Here is a 25,891-nt window from a genome sequence, read left to right as displayed (position 1 = left end):
AGTTCCCTACGTTGAAAACGCAGAGACAACGAATATGCATGATGCGCAATTTCTTGAACACGTTGCTGTAACGGGGCGGGTTTTGGGTTCTTTATTTTACTTTGCTCCAGACAGTGAGAATAACGCGGAGCTGATTGCGATTTTGCGAGAGCCGACGTGGCATGAAGAGTGGCCATTTGCGTTGGTATCACTCAGTGAAATTAACACATTATTTGCAGATTCCACCAAGCAAAATGAACCACTTGATGAAGCGTGGCAACGGTTGTTTATTGGCCCTTATGCCTTACCCGCACCGCCTTGGGGCTCTGTGTGGTTAGATAAAGAAAATATTATTTTTGGGGATTCCACTGTTGAACTGCGCCAATGGATGCGTTCAAAAGGGATAGAGCCTGTTACAACGCAAAAAGAGCCTGAAGACCACATTGGTTTGATTTTGATGTTAGCCGCCTGGCTGGCAGAACAAGATAGGCGAAATGACCTTGAAGAACTGTTAGCGTGGCACTTGTTACCTTGGTCAGCACATTTTCTTGATGTTTTTGCTATACAAGCCAACAGTCATTTTTACCGCGGGCTTGCCATGCTAACGCAAGAAACGCTATCTGGAATTCAAAAACAATTATCTTTACCGGTTACGCAAAAAGCAGTGTATTACAAAGGGAATATGCCTGAGTAATCAGTTAAAGTGATTGGGTTTGATTGTCTGCACTAAATTTACGGATAATGATATGATTGATTATTGGAGTAATTTCTAGGTGACAGACCCAATATGAACGATGCGCATTTATCACTGATCCAGCAACTTTGCACTCGCCTTGCAGAAGCGGATAATACACCATTATATGTGAAATTTACTGAGGCAATTAAGTTTGCTGTTCGCACAGGAATTTTACATCAAGGGAGTATGTTACCGAGTGAAAGAGAGCTTAGCCAACAAACTGGTGTATCTCGAATTACTGTACGTAAAGCGATGGAACAGCTTGAGCAAGACGGCGTAATTATTCGCACACAGGGTTATGGCACTCGAATTAGTGATAAATTTGAATATTCATTAAAAGAAGCGAAGGGTTTTTCTCAACAAGTTGTGTTATTGGGTAAAAAACCGGACACGCTGTGGATTAATAAAAGCATTGTCCAATGTTCACAAGAGGTTGCTGAGTTTTTATCTCTTCCCATCAATACCGATGTATTTATGTTAAAGCGTATTCGCTATGTAGATGAGCAGCCAGTATCGATTGAAGAGTCATATGTTCCAATGGGACTAATCGCTGATGTTGACGATATCGGTTTATCGCTGTATGACTATTTTCGCGGGCAGAATATTTTCCCAGTTAGGACAAAAAGTAAGGTGAGTGCACGAATGCCTGACGCTGATTTTCAAGCGCACATTAAATTGGAAAATACCGTACCCGTCTTAGTGATCAAACAGGTTGCTTTTGATCATCAAAACATTCCAATTGAGTACAGTTTTAATCAGTGTCGCGGCGATATGTATGTCTTTGTTTCTGAAGAATAAAGAGAAAGATTAATGTCTTTCTCTTTTGGGCGTTAATATTGCTGTAAATAAGTTCTCAGTTGTGCTGTAAATGGAGCGCAGTCACCACCTCGGTGGCTGACAACATAGGAAGCCACTGCATTGCCCAATAGCACTGCATCCCGCATTGACCAACCCGAAGCAAGAGCTGCAATAACACCACCAGCATGGCTATCACCAGCGCCAATTGTATCAACAACAGTGGTTTCAAATGGGAGAACCCAGCCTGATGATTGGTTATCCTGATAAAATGCACCTTCTTTATCAACTCTTACTATCAATGAACATCCATATTGTTTAAACCAGATATCAGCCAATTCTTCTATATTCATTTTATTGTGAGCTATTTCGGGGAATAATATAGAAATATGCTCTACTTCTTGGCGATTTAGCGAAATGATCGGTGATAAAGCCATTAATCGTGCGAGTTGCGTACTTGAAAGATCAGCAATTCTCGGGCCAAAGTCGATAAATAAGGTGATTTTATCTGAGATTGATTCTGCCCATGAAAGCAATACCTCTCCACATTTAGCAGCTAGTTGATATCCAGAAAGATACACAATAGTGTTGTTTTGAATTGATAAATTATCTAATAGGGATCGATCCCAGTGATTTTCTACCCCACTAATGGAGAGAAAAGTTCTTTCTCCATCGGGTTCCACTAAAGCTAAACACCAGCCATTATCCCCCTCATCTGTTTCAATAACTGAGCTAACGCCATTTTTACTGAGATTATTACGGATAATATCTGCCCAGATCCCTTGACCAATGGGGAGTGCGTTTATTGAATTAATCCCCAATCGGTGTAATGCAAAAGCGATATTGAGTGCACAACCGCCAATATTGACACTTTGCTGATGTAATTCAATATCACTACCCCGATAAGGTAGTGAGTAAGCATCGGCAATAACATCAATCACAGCAGCACCGACCACACAAACAGAGCGTTGATTGGTTAGATTAGGAATATAATCAATTAATTCAACAGGTTTCATGTGTATTCTCTCTTTGGGCTCGAAAAGCTAAGAAGGCTTGACTGTATTGCGTGAAATCAAGTTGGTTCACATCATCTAATTGTTGTTTTAACTGGGGGTCTATTCCATCGATACCCTGAAGTGCCCCACAAATTGCGGTTGCCATAGCACCAATAGTGTCAGTATCTCCTCCTAAATTCGCACAAAGTATGGCGCAACGGTTAGGGTCAGTTGCTGATAACTCTACCATGGCAATTGCGGCTGGAACGGATTCAATAGTACTCGTGCCTGCACCAACCAATTGATATATTTGCTCCATACCGTGCTCTACACCCATTGCATTTCTGGCAATTTGCAGTGCGAACTCAATGCGAGCAGCCATTGATGGGCTAAAAGTTGTGATATTTTTTTCTTGTGCAGCTTTGGCAATAGCGGGTAGTTGGTCACAAATTTGCTGCCAACTTGTACCATCAATCGCTTTCGAAATGGCCCAAGCAATAGCAACAGCTCCTGCAATCGCAACATCAGATTTATGAGTAGGTGAAGATGCAAGAGCAACATTATGAATAAAATCATCAATTGAATGGGGGGGTAATAAGCAACCTAAAGGGGAAACGCGCATGGCTGCGCCATTTGTCATGCCATTATTGTCTAATTGGTTAATCGGTGTGCCTTGCTTGATAGCATTTAGCGCAATTTTAGAGGTCGGCCCCAGAACATTTTTATTAAATGCATCGAAAGATTCAGCCCATGAAAGGATATTGCGACCAATGTGTTCAGGAGAAATTTGTCCATCACACTCAATTATTGCATCAGCTAAAGCGAGTGCCATTGATGTATCGTCAGTAAATTCTGCCGTATTAAAATAGCAAGCCGCATTATTCTCTTTTGGTCCAGGTAAAAAATGGTCAATCCAGCCAAAATGGGATTTCACTCGTGAACGAGGCCATAATTCAGAGGGCATTCCCATTGCATCACCTAATGCTTGGCCATAAAACGTACCTAAAATACGGTTCTCTTTGTTCATTATAAATCCTTCAATTTTCACTGATACTAAGCCTTTACTGGTTTCGTTTGTCCAATAAAGGCGTAAACTGATTTTGTTATTAATAAGATGTCGGCTTAGCGTTATCTTCGTGAATATTAATTTGCTGAATATCACGATCGGATTCTTTAAACATCAACATGAAGATGATCGTAATTACAACGATCATTACAGCGCCGAAGCCCCACATTCCTGCCCAGTTAAAAGTTTGACCGTTAACGGGTTCCCCATAGGAAAATAATTTCTCCATCATTTGTCCGCCAAGGCTATAACCCAATAAGCTACCAAAGCCTTGGCAACATAATGTAATCAGGCCTTGTGCGGCAGTACGCATATGGATAGGTGTTTTTTTATCAACATAGATGTAGGCAGTCACATAGTAGAAATCATAGCTGACGCCGTGTAATAGAATGCCTAAAAATAATAAGCCGTAAGTAAAGAGATGATCAGCATCACCATAGATAAAGAAAGCATAGCGGATAGCTGCTGTAATTAACCCTAATAATAGTACCTTTTTAATACCAAAGCGTTTGGTGAAAAAGGGTAGGGCTAACATGAAGAAAATTTCGGAGAACTGGCCTAGGGTCATCCAACCTGTCGCATTTTTCATTCCGACTTCAGTGAGATAGCCATTAGCGAAGATATAATAAAAGGCCAGAGGCATAGCAAATAAGAACGAGCAAATAAAGAAGACGAGGAAGTTGCGGTCTCTTAATAACACGATAGCATCTAAACCAAGCATCACCTTAATGCTCATTTTACCTGTTCCTTTTGGTGGCGTATCAGGTAAAAAGAAAGTGAAAATCCCCAGTAGCGCTGAGCTAGCGGCAGTGACTAATAACGGTACATTGGTTGCTGAAATATCTCCATATCCTAGCATCGTTGGCAGAAAACCACATACAATTCCTGATGCGATCCAACCGATAGTCCCCATTACCCGTATACGAGGGTAATCACGCTCAACATCTTCGACATTGGAAAACGCAATGCTATTAGTGAGTGCAATGGTTGGCATGTAGGTCAGCGCGTATGCTAATAAAAGAGGGAAAAAGCTCGAAAACTCCGTTTGTTGTGCAGCAAGAAACATGAGAATAGCACCAACAAACATTAAAACAGCGAGTACTTTTTGTGCAGCAAAAAAGCGGTCTGTAATCGATCCGACAAGAATTGGGGAAATAATCGCAGCTATTGCAGTACAAGCATAAGACCAAGCTATTTGTGACGGTGTAAAGCCACTTTTGTTTAAAAATAGCCATAAAGGGACGAACCAGGCTCCCCATATAAACCATTCAATGAACATCATGAATGAGAGTTTTGCTGTTGTTTTTTTCATCTTTCATTCCTTTAGAGGACTAATTATAGGTATCGTAGAGTATGAAAAACACAATACCATTTAATAATACCTTTTAAATACCATTGGGCGAAAAGTATGAGCGAGTTAACATTGTTTGTTATAGGCACTCGAGATAGGAATGAGTTAAATGATGTCGTTATCGATGTTTTTATAGGGGAATAATAACGTCAGGTATTTCATTTTTCTTGAAGCTAAACATAGCTAATCAATGGGATGATGATAATCCTTTATTAAGATCCCATTTTTACTTTTTAATAATCACCCAATGTTATGCCAAACCAATTCTTGCCTGTTATCTATCGCCCAATGTGATTTTTTTCCTGAAAAACTCACTCCGCCAACCCATCGTGTTTCTTCAATGTAATTGAGTGCATAGGCATGACCATTAAGCACTTTTTCGCCTATCTCACTAAGGAATAATGGTTGTTTTTCAAAAGGTAACTGTTGGTCGTTTGATGTTAATAGTGGTGTGGCACCGATTAAACAAGGTTTGAGTAGGCAATAAAACATCAAATCCCCTAAAAATGGCAAAGGTTCCAGATGCTCAATAAGGGCTTTAAACGTATCTTCAAGGGTCGCACCAGAGTTATCTCGGAGATAATGCAGTGTGAGGGATTCTGTGAGTGACAGCCCTGTTTGGTTGTTGGGGTACTCTTGCAGCATTCTGAATAATGCAGGCGCAAGCAGTGGTAGAGAGGGATAATGCTGCCGCGCGGCTTTGGCAAAATTTATTGGGTTCTCATCGGTAAATGCTGCCCAGACGTGCTTGGCAATCTCAATTTCTATCCGTCCGATAGTTCTTCGTTGTGCCCATAACCAAGGTAAAATCTCAGGCGAAAGTTGGCCGAAGCCGACAAAGCGTTTTATGCCAGGAATGCTAGCTATATCAATCAGTTCAAGTGAAGGATAAGTCGGTTTGAGACTTGCCAGAACACGAATTAAAAACAGTTGATCATATGGGTCCGCTTCACACCAGAAAATGACCTTTTCGCTCTCCGCTAGCTGAGACAGAGAATGGTATTCCTGATCAAATTGCTGGGTAATTTTCTTAAGTGGGATAGAAAAATATTGGCTAAGTGTATGAGTTCGCAACGAACGATACTGATCAAAAGGCAGAGAAGGGACGGGACCAAGGCAAAAGGGGTCAGTAAATGGGATAAAAGCGCCAGTAAAACCTGCCACTCGCAGTTTATGTTCAATATCATGACCGCAGCGCCAATGCGTTGTTTGGCTTTCATTATCGGCGCTAAAGTTTGGGTTATTTGCGGCAAATAAAACCGTATCGACATGGGCTTTTAGTTTTGGCCAGCTTGAAAAGCCAAGTTCATTGGCAACCAACCATTGTGCAGACGCTAAAGTGATATCAGCGTGAGGATTGGTTTGCTCAAGCAATAAACGTTGCTCTGAAGCTTGCCCCGCTTTCATTTGTTGCAGTAGCTTTTTGGCTTTTTTACGAAAAAAATTTAGGTTGATTAACCCGTTATCAACAGGAAATTTTGGCATACGAGCTCCTTGATTACCGATATCCGCATTCAGGTAGGGCCGTAAGATAGATGAACCAGTGAGTTAGCCTGAGCAGGGCTCTTTCCGCGGATGGGGGCATGGCAGATGCACAGCTCGAAATATAGTAAAAATAGCGGGGGGAGGCAAATAAAATAGCACCGCAGCCTAAGGCTAACGGTGCTATTGAGATACAATTCAATCAATACTTATTGCGCTTCGTTTTGTGGGGCATACGGTGTGTAAACACCCGTTAGGCTCTTCAAGAAAGCAACAATATCGTCGACATCTTTTTGTGGTAGCTCTTTACCCACTTGATAACGCAGCATCAATTTAACGGCTTCATCTAAGGTTGCTACGTCACCACGGTGGAAATACGGCGCGGTTAACTCAACATTACGCAGTGTTGGGACTTTTTGACGCAGCTTATCACGCTCCTCAGAGGTGACATTCATACGGCCAATATCTTGTGCGGTGACTTCACCGAATTCATAGTCTTTCTTCAAGCCTAACGGTTCGAAAGAACGGCCACCGAGGATCACGCCGCCGTGGCAGGTCGCACATTTATTCTCTTTAAATAATTGGTAACCATGCAGTTGTTGCGCAGTGAGTGCAGTGCTATCACCACGTAACCAATTATCAAACGGCGAATCAGGGGTGATTAAGGTTTTTTCGAATTCTGCGATGGCATCAGTGATGTTGTCGCCTGTGAATCCTTCAGGGTAAACCGCATTGAAATCCTGTTTTAATACCGGGTCTTTATCCAGTTTTACAATGATTTCATCCCATGATTTGGACGCCATTTCAATTGGATTTAATGGTGGACCACCTGCTTGTGCTTGTAAGTCAGGGGCACGACCATCCCAGAATTGTTCGACGTTAAACACAGAGTTAAATACGGTTGGTGCGTTGATTGGACCTACCGCCCCGCCAACACCGATAGAGGTTTTACGACCATCAACCCCACCTGCGTTTAGCGCATGGCAGTGAGCACAAGAAATGGTGCTGTCTCCCGATAAGCGAGCGTCATGGTACAGGCGAAAGCCTAATGCGACTTTTTTATCATCCACTTCCATCGATTTTGGAATTGGTTGGATTGGCTCATTGCGGTGCTCCGCAGCAGTGTCTTCAGTGGCATAATGCTCAGCACGTTGCTTCGCAATCCAACCGAGTAACTTAGAGCGTTCTTCATCACTCACGCTACTTGCCCAGTGTAGTGCAACATAACGTGTTGGTGGCATGGTGTGGTTCTGCATCACCCACTCAATTTTATTCAATTCACTCTGAGGAACGGGTTCTCCCGCAATTAACGCAGCCCGAGCGGCTTCGAGGTTAAAGGATTTATAACCCAGCTGGATATCGTATTCCATCAGTTGTTTAGCGATTGGAAATGAGGCATAAGCAGGTAAGTCAGTTGACGGCGTGTGACAGTAATCGCATCCTTTTTCGGCAAAGAATTGGAGGACTTGATTATTTTCTGCAATTTTAGATGTCTGAATGTCATTATTTTGTCTTCGTTGATCATCGTGGTACCACACATATCCCGATAACCCAAAATAACCGAGTAAAAGCAAAAATATGACAGCGACCGTAATGCGAGTAAGTTTTTTCATTACACTATCCTTGGAAGATTGCGGTCAAATATAATTAAATATTTTTAGTTAATATAATTCTATAGCTGGACTATGATGGATAAATAAATCGCAATGGTTCTTGATTTTTATCAATGATAACCATTGGTTTAATCGATTGCTGAAATAAGATTTGCCTATCAATAAGAATAAAATATATTTTTATCGCTTTTAAGTTGATATAACTAACTGATTTAATTTTGTTATTTTTATTTGTTTGATTTTGTTTTTATTTGAAATTATTAATTATCACTGACTGGTCATTAATGATGACTTTACTACTAATTCAAATAATTTAAGTAAATTTAACCAATTTCAATATAATTTAAGTCAGGTTTTAGGTTTATTGTAAATTAAATGCATATTTAAAATGAATCAAATAAAGAAATAAATAAAACGTAAATTAAAAATAATGAGGTAAAAATAGTGAATTATTTTTATCTTATTATCGCAAAATCGTTAAAAATGATTCATTCAGTGAATCCCCCTCTAAAATTCATTTCCTTCGAAAATCTTTGCGATTGCAGATGCGTGTCGATAATGGCCATTTACCACCCTAACTTCATCGTCATTAGTGTCGAACCCTTTATGTTTTTTATTTAATTATTTGATAAATAACAAAAATAATCATGGCATGAAATATGCTAATACCATCCTATCAATATTAATAATTCGACCAATTTGATTGGAGGGTAAGGCGAATGAATCGCTTTGTGATTGCCGACCCGCAACTCTGTATCGGATGTAATACCTGTATGGCAGCGTGCTCAGAAACACATAAAGCACAGGGATTACAGTCACATCCGAGACTGAGTGTGGTGAAAGTAGGAGAGCTAACCGCCCCGATGCTGTGCCGTCAGTGTGACGATGCACCGTGTGCGCGGGTGTGCCCAGTGAATGCGATTACACATGAAAATGACATGATCGTGTTGAATGAGAGCCTGTGCATCGGGTGTAAGCTCTGTGGTTTAGTGTGCCCGTTTGGGGCGATTACGCCATCAGGCAGTAAACCTGTCGATATGCCTGATTTCTTTGAGCAGTATGTGCCAAAAGAAATGCTGCTCGATGTGCCAGACAGTTTACCGACCATGAACCCATTCTTAGCGTGGAATGCGGGTATTCGCAATATCGCCGTGAAATGCGATTTATGTGACTTTAGCGAAGATGGCCCTGCATGTGTGAAGGTTTGCCCAACCGATGCCCTCCATCTGGTTGAGGAAAACCAATTGGAACACGAAAGTGCGAAACGCCGCAATGCGTCTGTCGATGCGATGCCGCCAGAGTTCGACATTTTTGTCTCACGGCAGGAGAACCTCTAACATGACAGCGCTTCAATTACTTTTGTGGTCAATTGCCTTATATACCGTCGGTGGGTTTGCTTCACTGCTGTTTAAGCGCCAAGAAAAAATCGCTATTTATGTGGCGGGGATTTCGGCAATCATTGGTGGATTATTGGGGCTATGCAGCGCCATCCCCGTCTTAATGAACGGTGAGGTTCTGACGTATATGGCGCAAGGGCCATTCCCGTTTGCTCATTTTGTGGTGCGGATGGATAGCTTAGCCGCCTTTATGGTGATGGTGATTTCGCTGCTGGTTACCGTTAGTGCCCTGTATTCATTGAACTATGTTCAAGAATATTGCGGACGTGGGGCGTGGAGCATGGGGTTTTTCCTCAATCTGTTTATCGCCTCGATGGTGGCTTTAGTGGTGATGGATAATGCGTTTTATTTCATTATCTTATTTGAGATGATGTCACTCGCATCTTGGTTTCTCGTCATTGCTGACCAAGACGACAAATCGATTCGTGCCGGCCTGCTGTATTTCTTTATCGCCCACGCAGGGTCGATTTTGATCATGATAGCGTTCTTCTTAATGTGGCGACAAAGTGGCAGCTTAGATTTCGATTCCTTCCGCCAACTCACTCTTTCGCCAACCATGGCATCCGTCGTGTTTTTATTGGGATTTTTTGGCTTTGGCGCCAAGGCAGGGATGCTCCCATTACACAGTTGGTTACCGCAAGCTCACCCCGCAGCCCCGTCACACGCCTCCGCTTTGATGTCAGGGGTGATGGTGAAAATCGGTATCTTTGGGATCATCAAAGTGGGTATCGACCTATTAGGTGCAACCCAAGGCTGGTGGGGTATTGTGGTGTTGGCCTTTGGTGCCGTGTCTTCTGTCCTTGGCGTCATGTACGCACTGGCAGAGCACGATATTAAGCGCTTACTCGCTTGGCATACCGTTGAAAACATCGGGATCATCTTGATGGGGGTTGGTGTTGGCATGGTCGGTATGGCAAATAATATGCCTGTATTGGCGACCATTGGCTTGCTCGGTGCGGTTTACCACTTGCTCAACCACGCAGTATTTAAAGGGCTGTTATTCCTTGGGGCTGGGGCGGTGATTTACCGCATTCATACCCGTGATATGGAGAAAATGGGTGGATTAGCGAAACTCATGCCACTAACGGCAACGGCCTTTTTAATCGGCTGTATGGCGATTTCAGCGTTACCACCCTTAAACGGTTTTGTCAGTGAGTGGTACACCTATCAATCCCTTTTCTCAATGAGCCATGAAGGCACATTCATCATGCGTATCAGTGGCCCTATCGCCATTGTGATGTTAGCTATCACAGGGGCGTTGGCAGCGATGTGTTTTGTGAAAGTGTACGGGGTGAGTTTTTGTGGCGGCGCGCGCAGCGAACAAGCCACTAAAGCGCGGGAAGTGCCTTGGACAATGACTGCGGCGATGCTGATTTTAGCTGCTATCTGCGTGATCTTAGGCGTGGGTGCCAGCGTGATTGCCCCAGTATTGGCAAATGTGGCGATGTCATTAACTAGCGCAACGGATATTACCGTCGCCCAAGGGGCGATGTTAATGCCTGATAGCGCGGCACAAGCGATGATCTCTCCAGCGATGACCTTCGTTCTATTACTCGCCTTACCGCTTATTCCGTTCATTATTTACTTGGCATTCAAAGGCAAACAAATGGGCTTTCGCCGCAAAGGCGATGCGTGGGCATGTGGTTACGCATGGGAAAAAGACATGTCTGTGTCTGCGGGGGGCTTCACTCAACCGTTGCGTTCTATGTTTGCGCCACTATATCGCATGCGTGAACAACTCGACCCATCGGCACGGTTAGCGCAAACCTTGGAAGTGACGAAAGCAGGGGCGGGGCAAGTCGAGCCTTTCTGGGATGAAAAAATTATTTACCCATTCGTCCGTTGTATCAATCGAATTGCGAAGCGCATGCAGTGCTTACAAGGTGGGGACTTCAGACTGTATTGCCTGTATGTCGTTGCTGCGTTGGTGGTGTTGCTCGTCGTGATCGCGGCGTAAGGGGAGAAATCATGACAATTCAAGAAACACCGACATTGATGATGGGCTTCTTTGCCGTAATTCAAGCCGTTATTTTGCTGCTGTTAACCCCGTTATTCACGGGTATTTCACGGCAAATTCGCGCCAAAATGCACTCGCGCCAAGGTCCTGGTATTTGGCAGGATTACCGCGATATTACCAAACTGCTAAAACGCCAATCTGTTGCGCCACGTGACTCAGGGGCTATCTTTCGCATCATGCCGTATGTGCTGCTTGGCAGTATGCTGCTGTTAGCGATGGCTTTGCCCGTTTTCACATTGAATTCCCTGTTTAGTGGGGCAGGCGACTTAATTATCGTGCTGTACATTTTTGCCCTTTTCCGCTTTTTCTTTTCACTTTCAGGTTTGGACACAGGTAGCCCGTTTGCAGGGATTGGGGCAAGTCGTGAGCTCACGCTTGGGGTATTAGTCGAACCGATTTTATTCCTTGGCTTATTGGTGGTGGCGCTGATCGCTGGCTCAACCAATATCGGCACCATTAGTTCGGTGATGAGCGAAGGCTGGATTTCGCCCACCGCCACTTTTTTAGCACTGTTAGCGTGTGGTTTTGCCACCTTTATTGAAATGGGGAAAATCCCGTTTGATGTGGCAGAAGCAGAGCAAGAGTTACAAGAAGGGCCGTTAACGGAGTATTCAGGTTCAGGTTTAGCGTTAGTGAAATGGGGTATTGGCCTCAAACAAGTGATTGTGGCGGTGCTGTTTTTATCCATCTTTTTCCCATTTGGTAATGCCAGTGTGTTGACAGTGGGAAGCTTGTTGATTGCGTTAGTGCTGTTGCTGGTGAAATTACTGGTGATTTTTGTGCTGGCGTCATTGGTGGAAAACAGTTTGGCGCGTGGGCGTTTCTTACTGACACACCATGTGACTTGGCTAGGATTCGGTGTTGCGGCACTCGGATTCGTTTTTTACCTCACTGGCCTATAAGGAGCGACATAGCATGTTAGAAAATATTGCACTCGCCACGCTACTTATTCCATTTATTGGCGCGTTACTGGTGAGTAGCTTACCCACTCGCATGGCACCGTGGCTGAGCACCATTGTTGCATTGATTGCTTCAATCGGCACAGGAATACTCGGCTGGTTGTATTTATCGGGTGGTAAAGTCGCCACCTCACTGACGCTAATTCAAGCAGGGGAGGTCGAACTATTTGGCTTCACGATTGATGGTGTCAGTACCTTGATTGCTTTTGCCGTCGTGTTCTTGGGTTTTTTAATCTGTTTATATTCAACGGGTTATTTGACTGAGGGGAACCGTGAACACGCCCATGGGCCAACCCGCCGTTATTATGCGTTCTTGCTGATATTTATCGGAGCAATGGCTGGCGTGGTGTTATCGTCCACTATTTTAGGTCAGTTGGTCTTCTTCGAAATTACAGGGGGATGCTCTTGGGCATTGATTGGTTATTATCAAACCGAAAAATCCCAACGCAGTGCGATGAAAGCACTGCTTATCACCCACATTGGTTCGTTAGGGCTGTACTTGGCTGCTGCCACCTTATTTATCAACACAGGGACATTCGCGTTAAGTGCCATTGGCCAGCTCAATGAGTCTGCAAGTTTGATTGTGTTTGGCGGAATTTTGTTTGCGGCATGGGGGAAATCAGCCCAACTGCCTCTGCAAGCATGGCTGCCTGATGCCATGGAGGCACCGACCCCCGTCAGTGCTTACTTACATGCGGCATCGATGGTAAAAGTTGGGGTGTATATTTTCGCCCGCAGCTTGATGTCTTCGGATCATGTGCCTGAAATTATTGGTTGGGTAGGCGTGGTGATGGCAGTCATCACTCTGGTGTATGGTTTTATGATGTACCTGCCACAAAAAGACATGAAACGTCTGCTTGCATGGTCAACCATCACTCAACTGGCTTATATCTTCCTTGCCTTGTCGTTATCTGTTTTTGGCTCGAAGGAGGCCTTCCAAGGGGGCATCGCCTATATCTTTAACCACGCATTTGCCAAAAGCTTGTTTTTCTTGGTTGCAGGCGCGCTGAGTTATAGCTGTGGAACACGGATGTTGCCACGTTTACGTGGCTTAGCAAAACGTTACCCATTGTTGGGCGTGGGGTTCTGCGTTGCCGCACTGGCAATTGCTGGGGTACCACCACTTAACGGCTTCTTCAGTAAATTCCCTATCTTCGCAGCAGGCTTCGCCCTTTCTGAACACTTCTGGATACTCACACCAATCATGGTGCTGGTATTGATTGAATCGGTTGCGAGCTTTGCGTGGCTGTTGTACTGGTTCGGTAAAGTGGTGCCTGGTGAGCCAAGTGAGGAAGTGGCGAATGGTAGCGCGGTTCCATGGGCAATGCAGTGGGTGATTGGTTTGCTGATCGTGATGTCCTTCTGTTCGAGTGTCATCGCCGTCATCTGGCTCAATTAAGGGAGAGAAAGTATGACTGGTTCCATGATTGTGAATAATTTAGCGGGATTGATGATGATCACCTCGCTACTGGTTATCGGGGCGAAGCGCCCTGTGGCCTCGTGCTGGTTCTATGCCTTGCAATCGCTGGTGTTAGTGGCGATTTTTGGCACCTTGTCCCAGACCCTCAACGCGCCTGAATTAGCCATGTGGGCAGGTTCGGCTTTTATCACCAAGGTCATTTTAGTTCCTGTGATTTTAGGTTATGCATTTTGCAAGCTGTCTGACCCGTCAGCCAACGGTGGAGTGATCAGCCCTGCGTGGTTAATGTTAGCGGCGGCAGTGATTGTGGTGTTGTGCTGGTTTGTGGTCGAGCCTATCAAATTGCCGATTGCCACAGAGCTTAAACCTGCGCTGGCAGTCTCCCTCGGCCACTTTATGTTAGGCCTACTGTGCATCGTGACGCAGCGCAATATCCTCAAACAGGCGTTTGGTTACTGCTTGATGGAAAACGGCTCTCACCTAACCTTGGCCTTACTTGCTTATAAAGCGCCTGAGCTAGTGGAAATCGGTATTGCTACTGATGCGATTTTCGCTGTGATTATCATGGCGGTACTGGCGCGTAAAATCTATCGCACGCTCAACACACTGAACGTGGATCAACTGACCGCGCTGAAGGGGTGATGAGATGAGTCAAAGTATGTTGTTAACGCTATTAATGGCAACACCATTGGTGATTTCACTGTTGGCTTTTGCGTGCCGATTGCTGGGCAGCGGTGCAAAGCCAGCTGTCACACTGGTGCATGCCGTTGGTATTGTCGCGCTGTTGGTTTTGTCATTGTGGATGGTCAATACCATCAGTGAGGTTGGTGATTTACTGATGGCAGGGAATTGGATCCATTTGGATAGCCTTGCAGGGTTATTTCTCGCCATCTTAGGTATTGTCGGCTTCTTAACGGGTTTGTATTCCATCGGTTATATGAATCATGAAGTGGCAGACGGTGAAATTAGTGTAGGAACATTATGTAATTACTATGGTTTCTTCCACTTATTCTTATTTACCATGCTGTTAGTGATCACCAGTAATAACTTGATTTTAATGTGGGCAGCGGTGGAGGCAACCACACTGAGTTCGGCGTTCTTAGTGGGTATTTACGGGCAGCGTTCTTCACTGGAAGCGGCGTGGAAATACATCATTATTTGTAGTGTGGGTGTGGCATTTGGTCTGTTCGGGACAATTCTAGTGTATGCGAATGCGGTCAATGTGATGCCAAACCCTGAACTGGCCATTTTCTGGACCGAAGTGTTGAAATACACTGAATTACTCGACCCAACCTTGATGCACCTAGCCTTTGTTTTCGTACTAATTGGCTTTGGTACCAAAACGGGCCTATTCCCAATGCATGCTTGGTTACCCGATGCGCACAGTGAAGCGCCAAGTCCAACGTCTGCATTACTGTCTGCGGTACTGCTTAACTGCTCGCTGCTGATCATCATTCGCTATTACATCATTGTAACCTCGGCGATCGGCGGCGAATTCACTCAAACGCTGTTGCTGGTATTTGGCTTGCTCTCAGTGGCTGTTGCGGCATTTTTTATCTTAGTGCAAAAAGATATGAAACGCCTGCTGGCCTATTCCAGCGTGGAAAACATGGGGCTGATTGCGGTGGCGTTAGGTATTGGTGGCCCACTCGGCGTGTTAGCAGCGCTGCTGCATACCTTGAACCATAGCTTGGGTAAAACCTTGCTGTTCTGTGGTTCTGGGAATGTTCTATTGAAATACGGTACGCGAGATATCACCGTGGTGAAAGGCCTACTGCGTACCATGCCATTTACAGCAGTGGTATTTGCTGGAGGCGCATTAGCCCTTGGCGGGATGCCACCATTCAATATTTTTCTCAGTGAATTCATGATTGTGGTTGCGGGGATCGCGGCTGACCATTTTTGGTTAACACTGTTGGTTTTAGTATTGATCACTATCGTGTTAGGCGGGTTGGTGCGCATGATTTCGAAAACCTTATTTGGCGCGCAACCTGATTGCGTGTCCCGTGGTGAACTGGGCATTTTAACCACATTGCCAATGGCTATTCTCATCGTATTGATGTTAGTGATGGGAACGCATATTCCACAGCCTGTAAGCCGCTTACTTGAAAATGCTGCCACCATTGTCTTAACCGATAGCGCAGCATCAACAGAATCTACTCAAATATATTATCAATGGCCGTGGGGTGCTAGCGCCTCTACCGCATCAGTGCAGGAGAAATAACGTGAGCTATCAGAACTATACAGATACCCTTCAAGGCGTTCGTAAAGGCGTTGGCTACCTGGCACAAGTCCGCGAGAAATTTCCCCATGCGGTACTGGATGAAGAGTGGCAAACCGCTAATCAGCTCACCATTACCGTAAAAACGGATATGCTACCTGAAGTGGTAGAGTTTCTTTACTACGGCTGTGGCGGTTGGTTACCTGTTTTATGGGGCAATGATGAGCGCCCGCTCAATGGCCAGTTTGCCGTGTATTACGCGCTTTCCATGGAAGAGGGGGAGAAATGTTGGGTAACGGTAAAAGCGTTTGTCAGCCCAATCACCCAAGAGTTCCCGTCTGTAACGCCGCGTGTCCCTGCTGCAGTGTGGGGAGAACGTGAAATCCGCGATATGTACGGCCTGCGTCCTGTTGGTTTACCTGATGAGCGTCGCTTAGTGTTGCCCGATGATTGGCCTGAAGATTTATACCCGCTGCGTAAAGACACGATGGACTATCGCCAGCGCCCAGCACCAACCACAGATACTGAAACCTACGAGTTTATTAACGACAGCAAAACCCAGAGCCGTGTTGTGCCAATCGGCCCATTGCATATTACTTCTGATGAACCAGGTCACTTCCGCTTATTCGTCGATGGTGAGCGTATTGTCGATGCGGATTACCGTATGTTCTATGTGCACCGTGGGATGGAAAAACTCGCGGAAACTCGTATGGGCTATAACGAAGTGACGTTTTTATCTGACCGTGTCTGCGGGATCTGCGGCTTTACTCACAGTGTGGCGTATACCTCATCCGTAGAAAATGCTCTTGGTATCTACGTGCCGCAACGTGCGCACACCATTCGCAGTGTCCTTTTAGAAGTTGAGCGTCTTCATAGCCACTTGCTAAATATTGGCCTAGCGAGTCACTTTACGGGGTTTGACACAGGGTTTATGCAGTTTTTCCGTGTGCGTGAAAAATCCATGACCATGGCGGAGTTACTGACAGGAGCGCGTAAAACTTACGGAACTAACCTGATTGGTGGTGTTCGCCGTGATTTTCTCAAAGAACAGCGCGTAAAAACCATTCAATTGGTACAAGAAATGCGCCGCGACGTCACTCAATTAGTGGATATGCTACTGAGTACGCCAAATATGGAGCAGCGTACCGTGGGGGTGGGACGTTTAGAACCACAAGTTGCTCGTGATTACAGCCCTGTCGGGCCCATGATCCGCGCGAGTGGTTTTAAACGTGATGTGCGCTTTGACCACCCATTTGCTGATTATGGCAACTTACCAAAAACCTTATTCAGTCTTGATGGCTGCGATGTGTATTCAAGGGTGATGGTGCGTATTAAAGAAACACTGGATTCCTTGTCGATGATTGAATACGCACTGGATAACATGCCAGAAGGGCCAATCCTCACAGAAGGCTTTACCTATCAACCGCATAAATTTGCGTTGGGCTATACCGAAGCGCCGCGTGGGGAAGATGTTCACTGGAGCATGTTAGGGGATAACCAAAAACTGTATCGCTGGCGTTGTCGTGCGGCGACCTATGCCAACTGGCCAGTGCTGCGCTATATGCTGCAAGGTAATACCGTTTCTGATGCGCCGCTGATCATCGGTAGTCTTGACCCTTGTTACTCTTGTACCGACCGTGTGACGCTGGTGGACGTGAAAAAACGTAAAGCGAAAACAGTGGCATACAAAGAACTTGAGCAGTACAGCATCGACCGTAAAACGTCGATAATGAAATAGGCGGAGGGCATATTATGTTTAAACTGTTTAAAACCCTTCAAAATGCAGGAACGGCAACGGTGAAATACCCGTTCAAGCCTCTCGAAGTGGCACACGGATTTCGCGGTAAACCCGAGTATGACCCACAGCAGTGTATTGCCTGTGGGGCTTGTATTTCGGCATGTCCCGCCAATGCATTAACCATGGAAACTGACTTAGCAAATGGTGAGCGTCGTTGGCAGTTATTTCTCGGGCGCTGCATCTACTGTGCCCGTTGCGAAGAGGTGTGCCCGACTCGTGCTATCCATTTAACGGAAGAATTTGAAACAGCAGTCATGAACAAGGCTGACTTGTACATGAAAGGTACTTTCCGCTTACAACATTGCCGCGAATGTGGCGAAGCATTCGCCCCTAAAAAATCGGTGGATTACGCGATGGCATTAATGGTGGCATCAGGTATCGAAGAAAGCGGTATTGAAGCACTCCGCCCAATGTATGAAACCTGTCCATCTTGTAAACAAAAAAACAATTTGCTGAACAATGGCCGCCAAAATTTCCGCTTGCACATTGAGGGAGATAAATAATGAGTCTGCCAGATATTCCTGTTAATCATCACGTTAGCCAGCCTATCCAATTGGATGAGCAAGTGGCTAAACTGAAAAGTACGCTGCTCAAAGACATCAAGCGCTCTGCCTATGTGTATCGTGTTGACTGTGGTGGCTGTAATGGCTGCGAAATCGAAATTTTCTCGGCAATTACCCCCGTTTTTGATGCCGAACGTTTTGGGATTAAAGTGGTTGCCTCCCCGCGTCATGCGGATATTTTGTTATTTACTGGCGCAGTGACTCGCGCCATGCGCATGCCAGCACTGCGGGCTTATGAGTCCGCACCCGACCCAAAAATTTGTATCTCGTATGGGGCGTGTGGTTGCGGCGGCGGTATTTTTCATGATTTGTATTGTGTGTGGGGTGGCAGCGAGCACATCGTGCCAATTGATGTATGGATCCCTGGTTGCCCACCCACACCTGCGGCGACCATTTATGGTTTTGCTGTAGCACTGGGCTTACTGAAACAAAAATTGTCAGCGCAAGATCACCATGAAGCTGATGGTGAACGAGTAGAGCTTCTATTGCCATCAATTCCATTAGCCACTCGTGTGATGATCGAACGTGAAGCGCGCCGTCAAGCGGGTTATTACCAAGGCCGTGAAATTAGTGACCAATTTTTATCTTTATTAGATGGCGCAAGCCCTGCCCAAGTTCAAAGTACGTTACAAACGTGGCTTAACGAAGAACAAGACCCCCGTCTGCGTGACATTGTTAACCGTTTAGTCACTGTGTTGAAGCAAGGAGGCATTCATGACTAGTCCAGCTTCGGCTAGCGCTTTGCCAACGGAAGGCGAAGTCTTTTTTTGGTCTTTGCGCCAAAAGTTTGTCGACAGTGACGATGACATTCCAGAAGATGCCCAACAAGTGATGTATTACTCACTGGCGATCGGCCACCACGTTGGGATGATTGATTGCTTGAAAACCGAGTTAGTTTGCCCGCTAGCAGGTTATCAGTCTTGGGTTCAAGCCTTACCTGAGGGGGAGGCTCGTCGTAAGTTACAAGGCTTAATCACCTTTGGTGAAATTAATATCGACTCGACCCACACCAATATGTTGGCGCTGGCATTAGATGGCTTTGCCAAAGACCCGCAGTCCCCTTACCAAGCGTGGAGCGAAACGCTGATTCAGCTTCTAGGCGAAATTGAGCGAGAACCCGCCATTTATTTGATTGTGAAGCGACAGGGGGTAGGGCATACAACCCGACAAAGTTCGTCATCACTAGGCGATGAATGGGCTACCGAAAAAGTATTGCCCAAACAGAACCAACAGCCTGTGCAAAACCTGATGCTGGCAGTTGGTAATAGCATGATGGGGGATGACGGTGCAGGGCCGATGTTATTCGATTTAATGGAGGCTAACCCGATTGAAGGCTGGCAGGCAATTAACGGCGGGAGCAGCCCTGAAAGCGTGTCTCACCAAGTACGTGCATTAAAACCCCAGCGCTTGCTGATTGTGGATGCTGCCGATATTGGCTTAGCAGCAGGGGAAATACGAATTATTGACCCCGATGATATCGCTGAAATGTTTATTATGAGTACCCATAATTTGCCGCTCAATTTTTTAATCGACCAATTAAAAGAGGATATCGAAGAGATTATTTTCTTGGGTATTCAGCCAGACTTAGTGGGTTTTTATATGCCAATGAATGAGAAGGTGATTTCGGCAGTGCAACAAGTGTATGCCGCATTACCTCAGTGGCAAGGGTTAGGCGGATTTACCCTGTTTGAGGGGGAGTAAACAGTCCCTCAGGGGAGATCGCAGTGCGGTGAGGCACTGCGATTTGTCCTCGGTTTAAGCATTACCTCGTAAAAAGTAGCCTACATCTTCCTCGACTTCTTCCATTGCCATTAATGCGGCGAGGGTGTCTTGTGCTTCTTGTTCATCAATGATACTCATCGCAAAGCCCACGTGGACAAGCACCCATTTGCCAATCATTGCAGCAGTTTCCCCTTCACACACCAGCGCAATATTCACATCGCGTTTGACGCCGCAGACTTCAACTTGGGCGGTATCCATTGGGGACTCGCCTACGCTGACCACTTTTCCAGGGATGCCTAAACACATAACAAACTCCTACATAGAATATTATTCAACTTCAATCTGTTTGACCTGCATGCTACTGCTGCTGTCTACGTGCAAGTTTCGGCTGCCACAGTGTGGGCAGCCCGTTTCAAATTGGGTAATTTGCACGGTACGTTGGCAATCGCGGCATTGTGCCTGCGCGGGCACGGTAGACACATGGAGTGTAGCCCCTTGCGCAAGGGTATTGCGGCAAATAATGTCGAAGCAAAAATGCACTGCAGACTCTTCAACACAAGAGACCGCACTTAATTCGAGCCAAACCCCTGTGACGCGCTGTGCATGGTTTTGCTTAGCGTGCTGTTCAATGATTTCAAAGGCATTTTGGCATAATGCGACCTCATGCATGGCACGCTCCTTACAATAAGATTTCAGGGGGAATTTCAAAGGCAGCGCGGCGTCGACGTTCTTTAACGATTTCATCCATGCGGTTTCTATCGACAATCATTAATGCTTCGGTTGGACACACTTCTACACACGCAGGCCCGCCTTCACGGGTATGGCACAAATCACATTTATGGGCTTCAGCACGGTATTGTGGAATGGTATTGAGTGCGGTCACTTGTTGGTCGACTTGGCGGCTAATGACTTCCATGGTGCCGTAAGGGCAGGCGATGACACAGGTTTTACAGCCAATACATTTTGATTGGTCAACATAGACAAAATCATCTTTACGGCTAATCGCACCATTTGGACACACATTAGCACAAGGGGCATCCTCACATTGGCGGCATACCACCGCCGTACTGACGGTATAACCTTTTAGTACATGAATACGCGGGAAAAATTCATCTTTGACGACCGTGGCGATCCCCGTTTCTTGTTCTTGGTGGGACACCACACACGCAACTTCACAGGTATGGCAGCCAATGCATTTTTTTGGATCTGCAATGATGAAACGGTTCATCCTACTCTCCTGAATGATAGATAAGACAATACATTCAACGTTCCGATGTAATTGTTTTCAATTTAGATACTCAGTTATAAGCATGGATCGTGCCAAATTGATGGAATAATTAAATTCAGTTAAATCAGCGAATTAATAAATAACGAGGTGTTTTATTTGTGGAGAAAAATATATTCGACACGTTTTCGACAATAATGACGATGTTTAATTTTAATCGTTATATAAAAAAATATATTACATTTTAATTTACATAAAAAAATAGGGGATTGGATCAAAGTTAAATCAGTCAATGATATTATTTTTCTTTAGAGTCATTACAATAATCTTATTTGGTGTCGTATTGATGTTCAATTATATCAATGGCCATTAGTTTGAGTGTTTATAACATCTCAAGGAAATGATTAAAAAGAATGGGGTATTTGTGGGGATCTCTGAAAGCAATGAACGTATACGCCATGAACGCGACCAATATCGAATACTGGTAGATATTACTAATTCCGTTTTATCACACTTAGAAATGGATGGATTAGTTGCAGAAGTGTCTCGGGAAATTTACCGTTTTTTCGGTATTAGCCAAATTAGTATCGCCCTGTGTGATAATTATAGCTCCGCGGTATACCTTTGTTATTCAAGTTATTATCGCCGCGGAAAACCCGTCGAAAAGACCCAATATCACTTAAACGAATTACACCCTGATTTAACACAAGTACTTGAAAATAACCAATCTATGCGGTTGACTCTTGACCAATCTACCCAAGACCCGCTGTATCAACACGTGTGTGCTCAAGGGATGATGGAAACATTATTACTACCGTTAGCATTTAACCACAAACCCCTTGGTGTTTTGGTATTATCCCATGAAGATACCCGCATTTTCACCGACGATAACTGCAATTTACTCAAGCAGATTGCGGCGCGTTTTGCGATTGCGGTGGATAATGCGGCGGCATATGGTGAAATTACACGTTTAAAAGATAGCCTAAAAAATGAAAATCTCTGGCTGAATGAGCAAATTCACGGCAATGAAAGCTTTAGTGAAATTATTTTCCAAAGTGCAGCCATGCGTAATGTGCTCGACCAAGTGGATTTAGTGGCACGCAGCGACAGTACCGTATTGATTTTAGGGGAAACAGGGACAGGTAAAGAGCTAATTGCTCGCGCTATTCACAGGCTAAGTGACCGACATCGCCGTGCAATTATTAAAATGAATTGCGCCGCTATCCCTTCAGGCTTGTTAGAAAGTGACTTATTTGGTCATGACAAAGGCGCGTTTACTGGGGCAACGACCACGCACATTGGCCGCTTTGAAATGGCGGATAAAAGCACGCTTTTTTTAGATGAAATCGGCGATATGCCATTGGAATTGCAACCAAAATTACTTCGCGTGCTGCAAGAACGTGAAATAGAACGTATTGGAGGTAACAAAGTCATTCCTGTGGATGTGCGCTTGATTGCGGCAACTAACCGTGATTTAAAGGGCATGACGGATGAGCGTGAGTTCCGCGAAGATCTGTATTATCGGCTGAATGTGTTTCCGATTATGATCCCTCCGCTACGTGAAAGGCCTGAAGATATTCCGTTACTTGCGACCCATTTTACGCAAAAAATTGCGCAGCGTATGAACCGTAAAGTTGAGTGTATCCCCCGTGATGCACTAGCGCAGCTATCATTGTATCCATGGCCAGGTAATGTCCGTGAGTTGGAAAATGTCATTGAGCGGGCAGTGATTTTAACCCGCGGAAATACCTTGAATTTACAACTGCATGAACTCAATATCCCAAAGCCCTCACGCCTTAAAAATGCGTTTGAAAAACCGAGCGCTATAGAAAAGCGCATGCAAACTGCCGCCCCCGAGAGTGACGACGAAGAACGGGATCGAATTATTGCGGCGCTACGGGCAACAAATGGTGTGGTCGCTGGGGCGAGGGGGGCGGCAACTCGCTTAGGGTTAAAACGCACCACATTATTATCACGTATGCAGCGGTTAGGGATCTCGGTTCAAGATTTATTCTAATTCTTTATTCTTTTATTATATTTATCAGGTTGGTTATTGTTATTTTTGTATAATTGGTGGTCATATGAAAATAAATAATAATTTCCTTAATGAAATTAATTATTATTTATATTTAGAAGTCACTACTGTGATTAAATTTATTCAAATATAATTTAATTTTTTTGAAATCAGACTGAATAACAAATTATCAATATTTCATTAATATATTTATTGTTAACCAACTAAATAAAAAAAGCCAATGGTTTGATTGAAACCATTGGCTTAATTGATTGTTTAACGCAAATTAAAGGCCTTCTGCAGCCTCGCGTAAACGACGTTTAATTCCAGTGTATTCCTGAACAACGAAATACTCGGCTTTTTGTTGATCCGCAATTGGTTCAACTCGCACTGCACAGTACTTATATTCAGGGGTCTTGGTGATAGGGCTGAGGTTTTCTGCCACGAGCTCATTACAGGCACCAATCCACCACTGATAAGTCATATATACCGCGCCTTTATTGGGTCGGTCACTGATATTGGCTCGAGTAATGACTTTGCCTTGCCGTGATGCCACCCAAACCAGCTCCTGATCTTTTATCCCTAACGCTTTTGCATCTGCGGTATTGATTTGCACAAAACCAGGTTCATCCGCTAATGCTGCCAACGCTTTACAGTTCCCCGTCATTGAGCGACAGGAGTAATGACCCACTTCACGCACTGTCGCTAACACCATCGGGTATTCCGTGCTGACTTGATCAATCGGTGGACGCCAGTCGCAGGTAAAGAATTGGCCTTTGCCATTTGGCGTGTCGAATTGACCCCCTTCGTACAAATACTCCGTGCCGGGGCTTTCTAATGTCTTACACGGCCACTGAATATAGGCTAAGTCCGCCATTTTTTCATAGGTCGCGCCATAGTAAATCGGGCACAATTCACGTAACTCATCCCAAATTTCTTTGGTGTTGTTGTAGTGCATTGGGTAACCCATGGCTGTTGACATTAGGCTGATGATTTCCCAGTCTGTTTTCACGTCACCAACAGGTTCAACAGCTTTATAAAAGCGTTGGAAACCACGGTCAGCGGCGGTATATACCCCTTCATGTTCCCCCCAAGAGGTGGCAGGGAAAATCACATCGGCAATCGACGCAGTTTTGGTCATGAAGATATCTTGAACAATCAATAGCTCGAGCTTATCGAAGGTGCGGCGGATAGTGGCGAGGTCTGGCTCTGTTTGTAGTGGGTCTTCCCCCATCACATAGTGGGCTTTTAATACGCCCTCATCAATAAAGTGTGGCACTTCGCTAAGTGGAATACCGTTTTCTGCAGGCATGCTTTCAATACCCCAGAATTTGGCAAATTTTTCCAGTGCAGCGGCATCCGACACATATTGATAGCCTGGTAGAGTATTTGGTAGTGCCCCCATATCGCAGGCACCTTGCACGTTGTTTTGACCACGAACAGGGCCAACGCCAACATGTGGTTTACCTAAATTCCCCGTTAATAGTGCAAGGCTAGTAAGGGATTGAACAGTTTCAACACCTTGATAGAACTGGGTGACACCCATGCCCCACAAAATTGTCGCGCTTTCTGCTTTGGCGTACATGCGAGCCGTTTTGCGAATGTCTTCTGCTTTGATACCTGTCGTTTCTTCCACTGATTCAGGAGTATAAGGTGCGACTAAGGTACGATATTCATCGAATTTTTCAGTATGTGCATCAATAAACGCTTTGTCATACAGATTTTCTTCGATGATCACATGGGCAAACGCATTCAGTAACGCAATGTTTGACCCATTTTTCAAAGGTAAGTGAATATCTGCAATGCGCGCAGTTTCAATATAACGCGGATCGCAAACAATAATTTGAGCCCCTTTTTCTTTCGCTTTTAAAATTCGGCGAGCGACAATAGGGTGTGAGTCCGCGGCATTGTAACCGAAGACAAAAATACATTTGGTATCCTCAATTTCAACAATTGAGTTGCTCATGGCGCCATTACCGACCGAACGCTGCAGACCTGCAACCGAAGGGCCGTGTCAGACACGTGCGCAGCAGTCGATATTATTGCTACCGACTGCCGCTCGAACAAATTTTTGCATCACAAAGTTGGCTTCATTCCCTGGGCCGCGGGATGAACCTGTCGTCATGATAGCTTTAGGGCCGTATTTTTCTTTGATTGCCAGTAATCGAGAACTGGCAAATTCAATGGCTTCTTCCCATGAAACCACTTCAAGTTTGCCACCACGCTCACGACGGATCATCGGATTTTTTAAGCGAGGCGTTAAGATTTTCGTATCGTGAATGAAGTCCCAGCCATAATAACCTTTTAGGCAGAGCTCCCCTTCATTGGTGTGACCATTTGCGCCCTCTGCGCCGATGATCTTCCCGTTTTCCACCTTCAGGTATATTTTACAGCCTGAGGCGCAATACGGGCAGACGGTGATGACTTTTTCCATCAACATTGCTCCTGTGTTTTTATGTAGCGGTCATTGCCGCCTTAACACTTAAGCTAATGCAGGGTTTATGCCAATTTTTAAGGTAAATTTATTGTTATCTAACT

Annotated in this window: 22 protein-coding genes and 1 pseudogene; 14 read left to right on the top strand and 9 right to left on the bottom strand. The window is 44.9% G+C overall.

Annotated features, from left to right (window positions below; genetic code table 11):
- Positions 1–34: 34 nt before the first annotated feature.
- Positions 35–673, top strand: coding sequence for a Tat proofreading chaperone DmsD (gene dmsD / locus KDJ85_RS16165; RefSeq protein ID WP_225820526.1), 639 nt, complete (start codon positions 35–37; stop codon positions 671–673).
- Positions 674–766: 93 nt separating this feature from the next.
- The gene (locus tag KDJ85_RS16160) at positions 767–1,513 is read left to right on the top strand and encodes a GntR family transcriptional regulator (RefSeq protein WP_225820525.1); all 747 of its coding nucleotides are present in this window, start codon (positions 767–769) and stop codon (positions 1,511–1,513) included.
- 32 nt (positions 1,514–1,545) lie between these two features.
- Here KDJ85_RS16160 and KDJ85_RS16155 read toward each other — a convergent pair whose 3' ends face one another.
- From KDJ85_RS16155 to KDJ85_RS16135, 5 genes are all read right to left on the bottom strand, one after another.
- Positions 1,546–2,526 carry a PfkB family carbohydrate kinase gene (locus KDJ85_RS16155; RefSeq protein WP_225820524.1) on the bottom strand — a complete coding sequence of 327 codons (981 nt, stop codon included), beginning with the start codon at positions 2,524–2,526 and terminating at the stop codon, positions 1,546–1,548.
- Complete coding sequence (locus KDJ85_RS16150; protein ID WP_225820523.1) at positions 2,513–3,532, bottom strand: ADP-ribosylglycohydrolase family protein; 1,020 nt, start codon at positions 3,530–3,532, stop codon at positions 2,513–2,515. Before KDJ85_RS16150 ends, KDJ85_RS16155 begins: the two co-directional genes overlap by 14 nt.
- A 79-nt stretch (positions 3,533–3,611) precedes the next feature.
- Positions 3,612–4,883, bottom strand: a complete 1,272-nt coding sequence (locus KDJ85_RS16145) for a nucleoside permease (RefSeq protein ID WP_225820522.1) — start codon at positions 4,881–4,883, stop codon at positions 3,612–3,614.
- Between the two features lie 279 nt (positions 4,884–5,162).
- Entirely contained in the window at positions 5,163–6,407 is a 1,245-nt protein-coding gene (locus KDJ85_RS16140) for a DUF1835 domain-containing protein (RefSeq protein WP_225820521.1), read from the bottom strand.
- A 206-nt stretch (positions 6,408–6,613) separates the two neighbouring features.
- Positions 6,614–8,017 (bottom strand): cytochrome c peroxidase, encoded by a 1,404-nt coding sequence (locus KDJ85_RS16135; protein WP_225820520.1) that lies wholly within the window; start codon positions 8,015–8,017, stop codon positions 6,614–6,616.
- Between the two features lie 719 nt (positions 8,018–8,736).
- Between KDJ85_RS16135 and KDJ85_RS16130 the strand changes: the two genes are divergently transcribed.
- The 11 genes and pseudogenes from KDJ85_RS16130 (at position 8,737) to hycI (ending at position 20,093) form a co-directional block, all read left to right on the top strand.
- Positions 8,737–9,354 carry a 4Fe-4S dicluster domain-containing protein gene (locus KDJ85_RS16130; protein WP_206083319.1) on the top strand — a complete coding sequence of 206 codons (618 nt, stop codon included), beginning with the start codon at positions 8,737–8,739 and terminating at the stop codon, positions 9,352–9,354.
- 1 nt (position 9,355) lies between these two features.
- Entirely contained in the window at positions 9,356–11,371 is a 2,016-nt protein-coding gene (gene hyfB, locus KDJ85_RS16125; protein ID WP_225820519.1) for a hydrogenase 4 subunit B, read from the top strand.
- An 11-nt stretch (positions 11,372–11,382) separates the two neighbouring features.
- Positions 11,383–12,333 carry a respiratory chain complex I subunit 1 family protein gene (locus tag KDJ85_RS16120; protein ID WP_272516206.1) on the top strand — a complete coding sequence of 317 codons (951 nt, stop codon included), beginning with the start codon at positions 11,383–11,385 and terminating at the stop codon, positions 12,331–12,333.
- Between the two features lie 13 nt (positions 12,334–12,346).
- On the top strand, positions 12,347–13,789 hold the full coding sequence (locus tag KDJ85_RS16115) for a hydrogenase 4 subunit D (protein ID WP_225820518.1): 1,443 nt from the start codon (positions 12,347–12,349) through the stop codon (positions 13,787–13,789).
- A gap of 12 nt (positions 13,790–13,801) precedes the next feature.
- The gene (gene hyfE, locus KDJ85_RS16110; protein WP_225820517.1) at positions 13,802–14,452 is read left to right on the top strand and encodes a hydrogenase 4 membrane subunit; all 651 of its coding nucleotides are present in this window, start codon (positions 13,802–13,804) and stop codon (positions 14,450–14,452) included.
- Positions 14,453–14,456: 4 nt separating this feature from the next.
- Complete coding sequence (locus KDJ85_RS16105; RefSeq protein ID WP_225820516.1) at positions 14,457–16,034, top strand: hydrogenase 4 subunit F; 1,578 nt, start codon at positions 14,457–14,459, stop codon at positions 16,032–16,034.
- Between the two features lies 1 nt (position 16,035).
- Positions 16,036–17,769, top strand: a complete 1,734-nt coding sequence (locus tag KDJ85_RS16100; protein ID WP_225820515.1) for a hydrogenase large subunit — start codon at positions 16,036–16,038, stop codon at positions 17,767–17,769.
- A 14-nt stretch (positions 17,770–17,783) separates the two neighbouring features.
- On the top strand, positions 17,784–18,332 hold the full coding sequence (gene hyfH, locus KDJ85_RS16095) for a hydrogenase 4 subunit H (protein ID WP_225820514.1): 549 nt from the start codon (positions 17,784–17,786) through the stop codon (positions 18,330–18,332).
- Complete coding sequence (locus tag KDJ85_RS16090; protein WP_225820513.1) at positions 18,332–19,114, top strand: NADH-quinone oxidoreductase subunit B family protein; 783 nt, start codon at positions 18,332–18,334, stop codon at positions 19,112–19,114. The genes hyfH and KDJ85_RS16090 overlap by 1 nt, the downstream gene beginning before the upstream one ends.
- Positions 19,107–19,526: pseudogene (locus KDJ85_RS16085) on the top strand (formate hydrogenlyase maturation HycH family protein); the annotation flags it as partial. The gene KDJ85_RS16090 and the pseudogene KDJ85_RS16085, both read left to right, overlap by 8 nt.
- 114 nt (positions 19,527–19,640) lie before the next feature.
- Positions 19,641–20,093: a hydrogenase maturation peptidase HycI gene (hycI, locus tag KDJ85_RS16080; protein ID WP_225820620.1), complete on the top strand. Its 453-nt coding sequence runs from the start codon at positions 19,641–19,643 to the stop codon at positions 20,091–20,093.
- Positions 20,094–20,147: 54 nt separating this feature from the next.
- Here the strand turns inward: hycI and hybG are convergent, their stop codons facing one another.
- Genes hybG through hydN form a run of 3 tightly spaced genes read right to left on the bottom strand, consistent with a single transcriptional unit; the run spans position 20,148 to position 21,342 of the window.
- Positions 20,148–20,420 carry a hydrogenase maturation factor HybG gene (hybG, locus tag KDJ85_RS16075; protein ID WP_225820512.1) on the bottom strand — a complete coding sequence of 91 codons (273 nt, stop codon included), beginning with the start codon at positions 20,418–20,420 and terminating at the stop codon, positions 20,148–20,150.
- Between the two features lie 21 nt (positions 20,421–20,441).
- Positions 20,442–20,783, bottom strand: coding sequence for a hydrogenase maturation nickel metallochaperone HypA (gene hypA, locus KDJ85_RS16070; RefSeq protein WP_225820511.1), 342 nt, complete (start codon positions 20,781–20,783; stop codon positions 20,442–20,444).
- 10 nt (positions 20,784–20,793) lie between these two features.
- A complete protein-coding gene (hydN, locus tag KDJ85_RS16065; RefSeq protein ID WP_225820510.1) occupies positions 20,794–21,342 on the bottom strand; it encodes an electron transport protein HydN in 549 nt (182 codons plus the stop codon).
- A gap of 397 nt (positions 21,343–21,739) precedes the next feature.
- Here hydN and KDJ85_RS16060 point away from each other — a divergent pair, with 397 nt between their 5' ends.
- A complete protein-coding gene (locus KDJ85_RS16060) occupies positions 21,740–23,356 on the top strand; it encodes a sigma 54-interacting transcriptional regulator (RefSeq protein ID WP_225820509.1) in 1,617 nt (538 codons plus the stop codon).
- Between the two features lie 283 nt (positions 23,357–23,639).
- Here KDJ85_RS16060 and fdhF read toward each other — a convergent pair whose 3' ends face one another.
- Complete coding sequence (gene fdhF / locus KDJ85_RS16055; RefSeq protein WP_225820508.1) at positions 23,640–25,787, bottom strand: formate dehydrogenase subunit alpha; 2,148 nt, start codon at positions 25,785–25,787, stop codon at positions 23,640–23,642.
- Positions 25,788–25,891 lie beyond the last annotated feature (104 nt).

This window comes from Providencia vermicola (genome assembly GCF_020381325.1).
In the GTDB taxonomy this organism is placed as follows: Bacteria; Pseudomonadota; Gammaproteobacteria; order Enterobacterales; family Enterobacteriaceae; genus Providencia; species Providencia vermicola.
Note: the sequence above shows the minus strand (reverse complement) of the source record. Positions and strands in the feature narration are given on the sequence as shown.

Excerpts from the sequence above, each read along its gene's own strand:
- dmsD (WP_225820526.1), top strand. The coding sequence starts at position 35 with ATGCATGATGCGCAATTTCTTGAACACGTTGCTGTAACGGGGCGGGTT.
- KDJ85_RS16160 (WP_225820525.1), top strand. The coding sequence starts at position 767 with ATGAACGATGCGCATTTATCACTGATCCAGCAACTTTGCACTCGCCTT.
- KDJ85_RS16155 (WP_225820524.1), bottom strand. The coding sequence starts at position 2,526 with ATGAAACCTGTTGAATTAATTGATTATATTCCTAATCTAACCAATCAA.
- KDJ85_RS16150 (WP_225820523.1), bottom strand. The coding sequence starts at position 3,532 with ATGAACAAAGAGAACCGTATTTTAGGTACGTTTTATGGCCAAGCATTA.
- KDJ85_RS16145 (WP_225820522.1), bottom strand. The coding sequence starts at position 4,883 with ATGAAAAAAACAACAGCAAAACTCTCATTCATGATGTTCATTGAATGG.
- KDJ85_RS16140 (WP_225820521.1), bottom strand. The coding sequence starts at position 6,407 with ATGCCAAAATTTCCTGTTGATAACGGGTTAATCAACCTAAATTTTTTT.
- KDJ85_RS16135 (WP_225820520.1), bottom strand. The coding sequence starts at position 8,017 with ATGAAAAAACTTACTCGCATTACGGTCGCTGTCATATTTTTGCTTTTA.
- KDJ85_RS16130 (WP_206083319.1), top strand. The coding sequence starts at position 8,737 with ATGAATCGCTTTGTGATTGCCGACCCGCAACTCTGTATCGGATGTAAT.
- hyfB (WP_225820519.1), top strand. The coding sequence starts at position 9,356 with ATGACAGCGCTTCAATTACTTTTGTGGTCAATTGCCTTATATACCGTC.
- KDJ85_RS16120 (WP_272516206.1), top strand. The coding sequence starts at position 11,383 with ATGACAATTCAAGAAACACCGACATTGATGATGGGCTTCTTTGCCGTA.
- KDJ85_RS16115 (WP_225820518.1), top strand. The coding sequence starts at position 12,347 with ATGTTAGAAAATATTGCACTCGCCACGCTACTTATTCCATTTATTGGC.
- hyfE (WP_225820517.1), top strand. The coding sequence starts at position 13,802 with ATGACTGGTTCCATGATTGTGAATAATTTAGCGGGATTGATGATGATC.
- KDJ85_RS16105 (WP_225820516.1), top strand. The coding sequence starts at position 14,457 with ATGAGTCAAAGTATGTTGTTAACGCTATTAATGGCAACACCATTGGTG.
- hyfH (WP_225820514.1), top strand. The coding sequence starts at position 17,784 with ATGTTTAAACTGTTTAAAACCCTTCAAAATGCAGGAACGGCAACGGTG.
- KDJ85_RS16090 (WP_225820513.1), top strand. The coding sequence starts at position 18,332 with ATGAGTCTGCCAGATATTCCTGTTAATCATCACGTTAGCCAGCCTATC.
- hycI (WP_225820620.1), top strand. The coding sequence starts at position 19,641 with ATGCTGGCAGTTGGTAATAGCATGATGGGGGATGACGGTGCAGGGCCG.
- hybG (WP_225820512.1), bottom strand. The coding sequence starts at position 20,420 with ATGTGTTTAGGCATCCCTGGAAAAGTGGTCAGCGTAGGCGAGTCCCCA.
- hypA (WP_225820511.1), bottom strand. The coding sequence starts at position 20,783 with ATGCATGAGGTCGCATTATGCCAAAATGCCTTTGAAATCATTGAACAG.
- hydN (WP_225820510.1), bottom strand. The coding sequence starts at position 21,342 with ATGAACCGTTTCATCATTGCAGATCCAAAAAAATGCATTGGCTGCCAT.
- KDJ85_RS16060 (WP_225820509.1), top strand. The coding sequence starts at position 21,740 with ATGATTAAAAAGAATGGGGTATTTGTGGGGATCTCTGAAAGCAATGAA.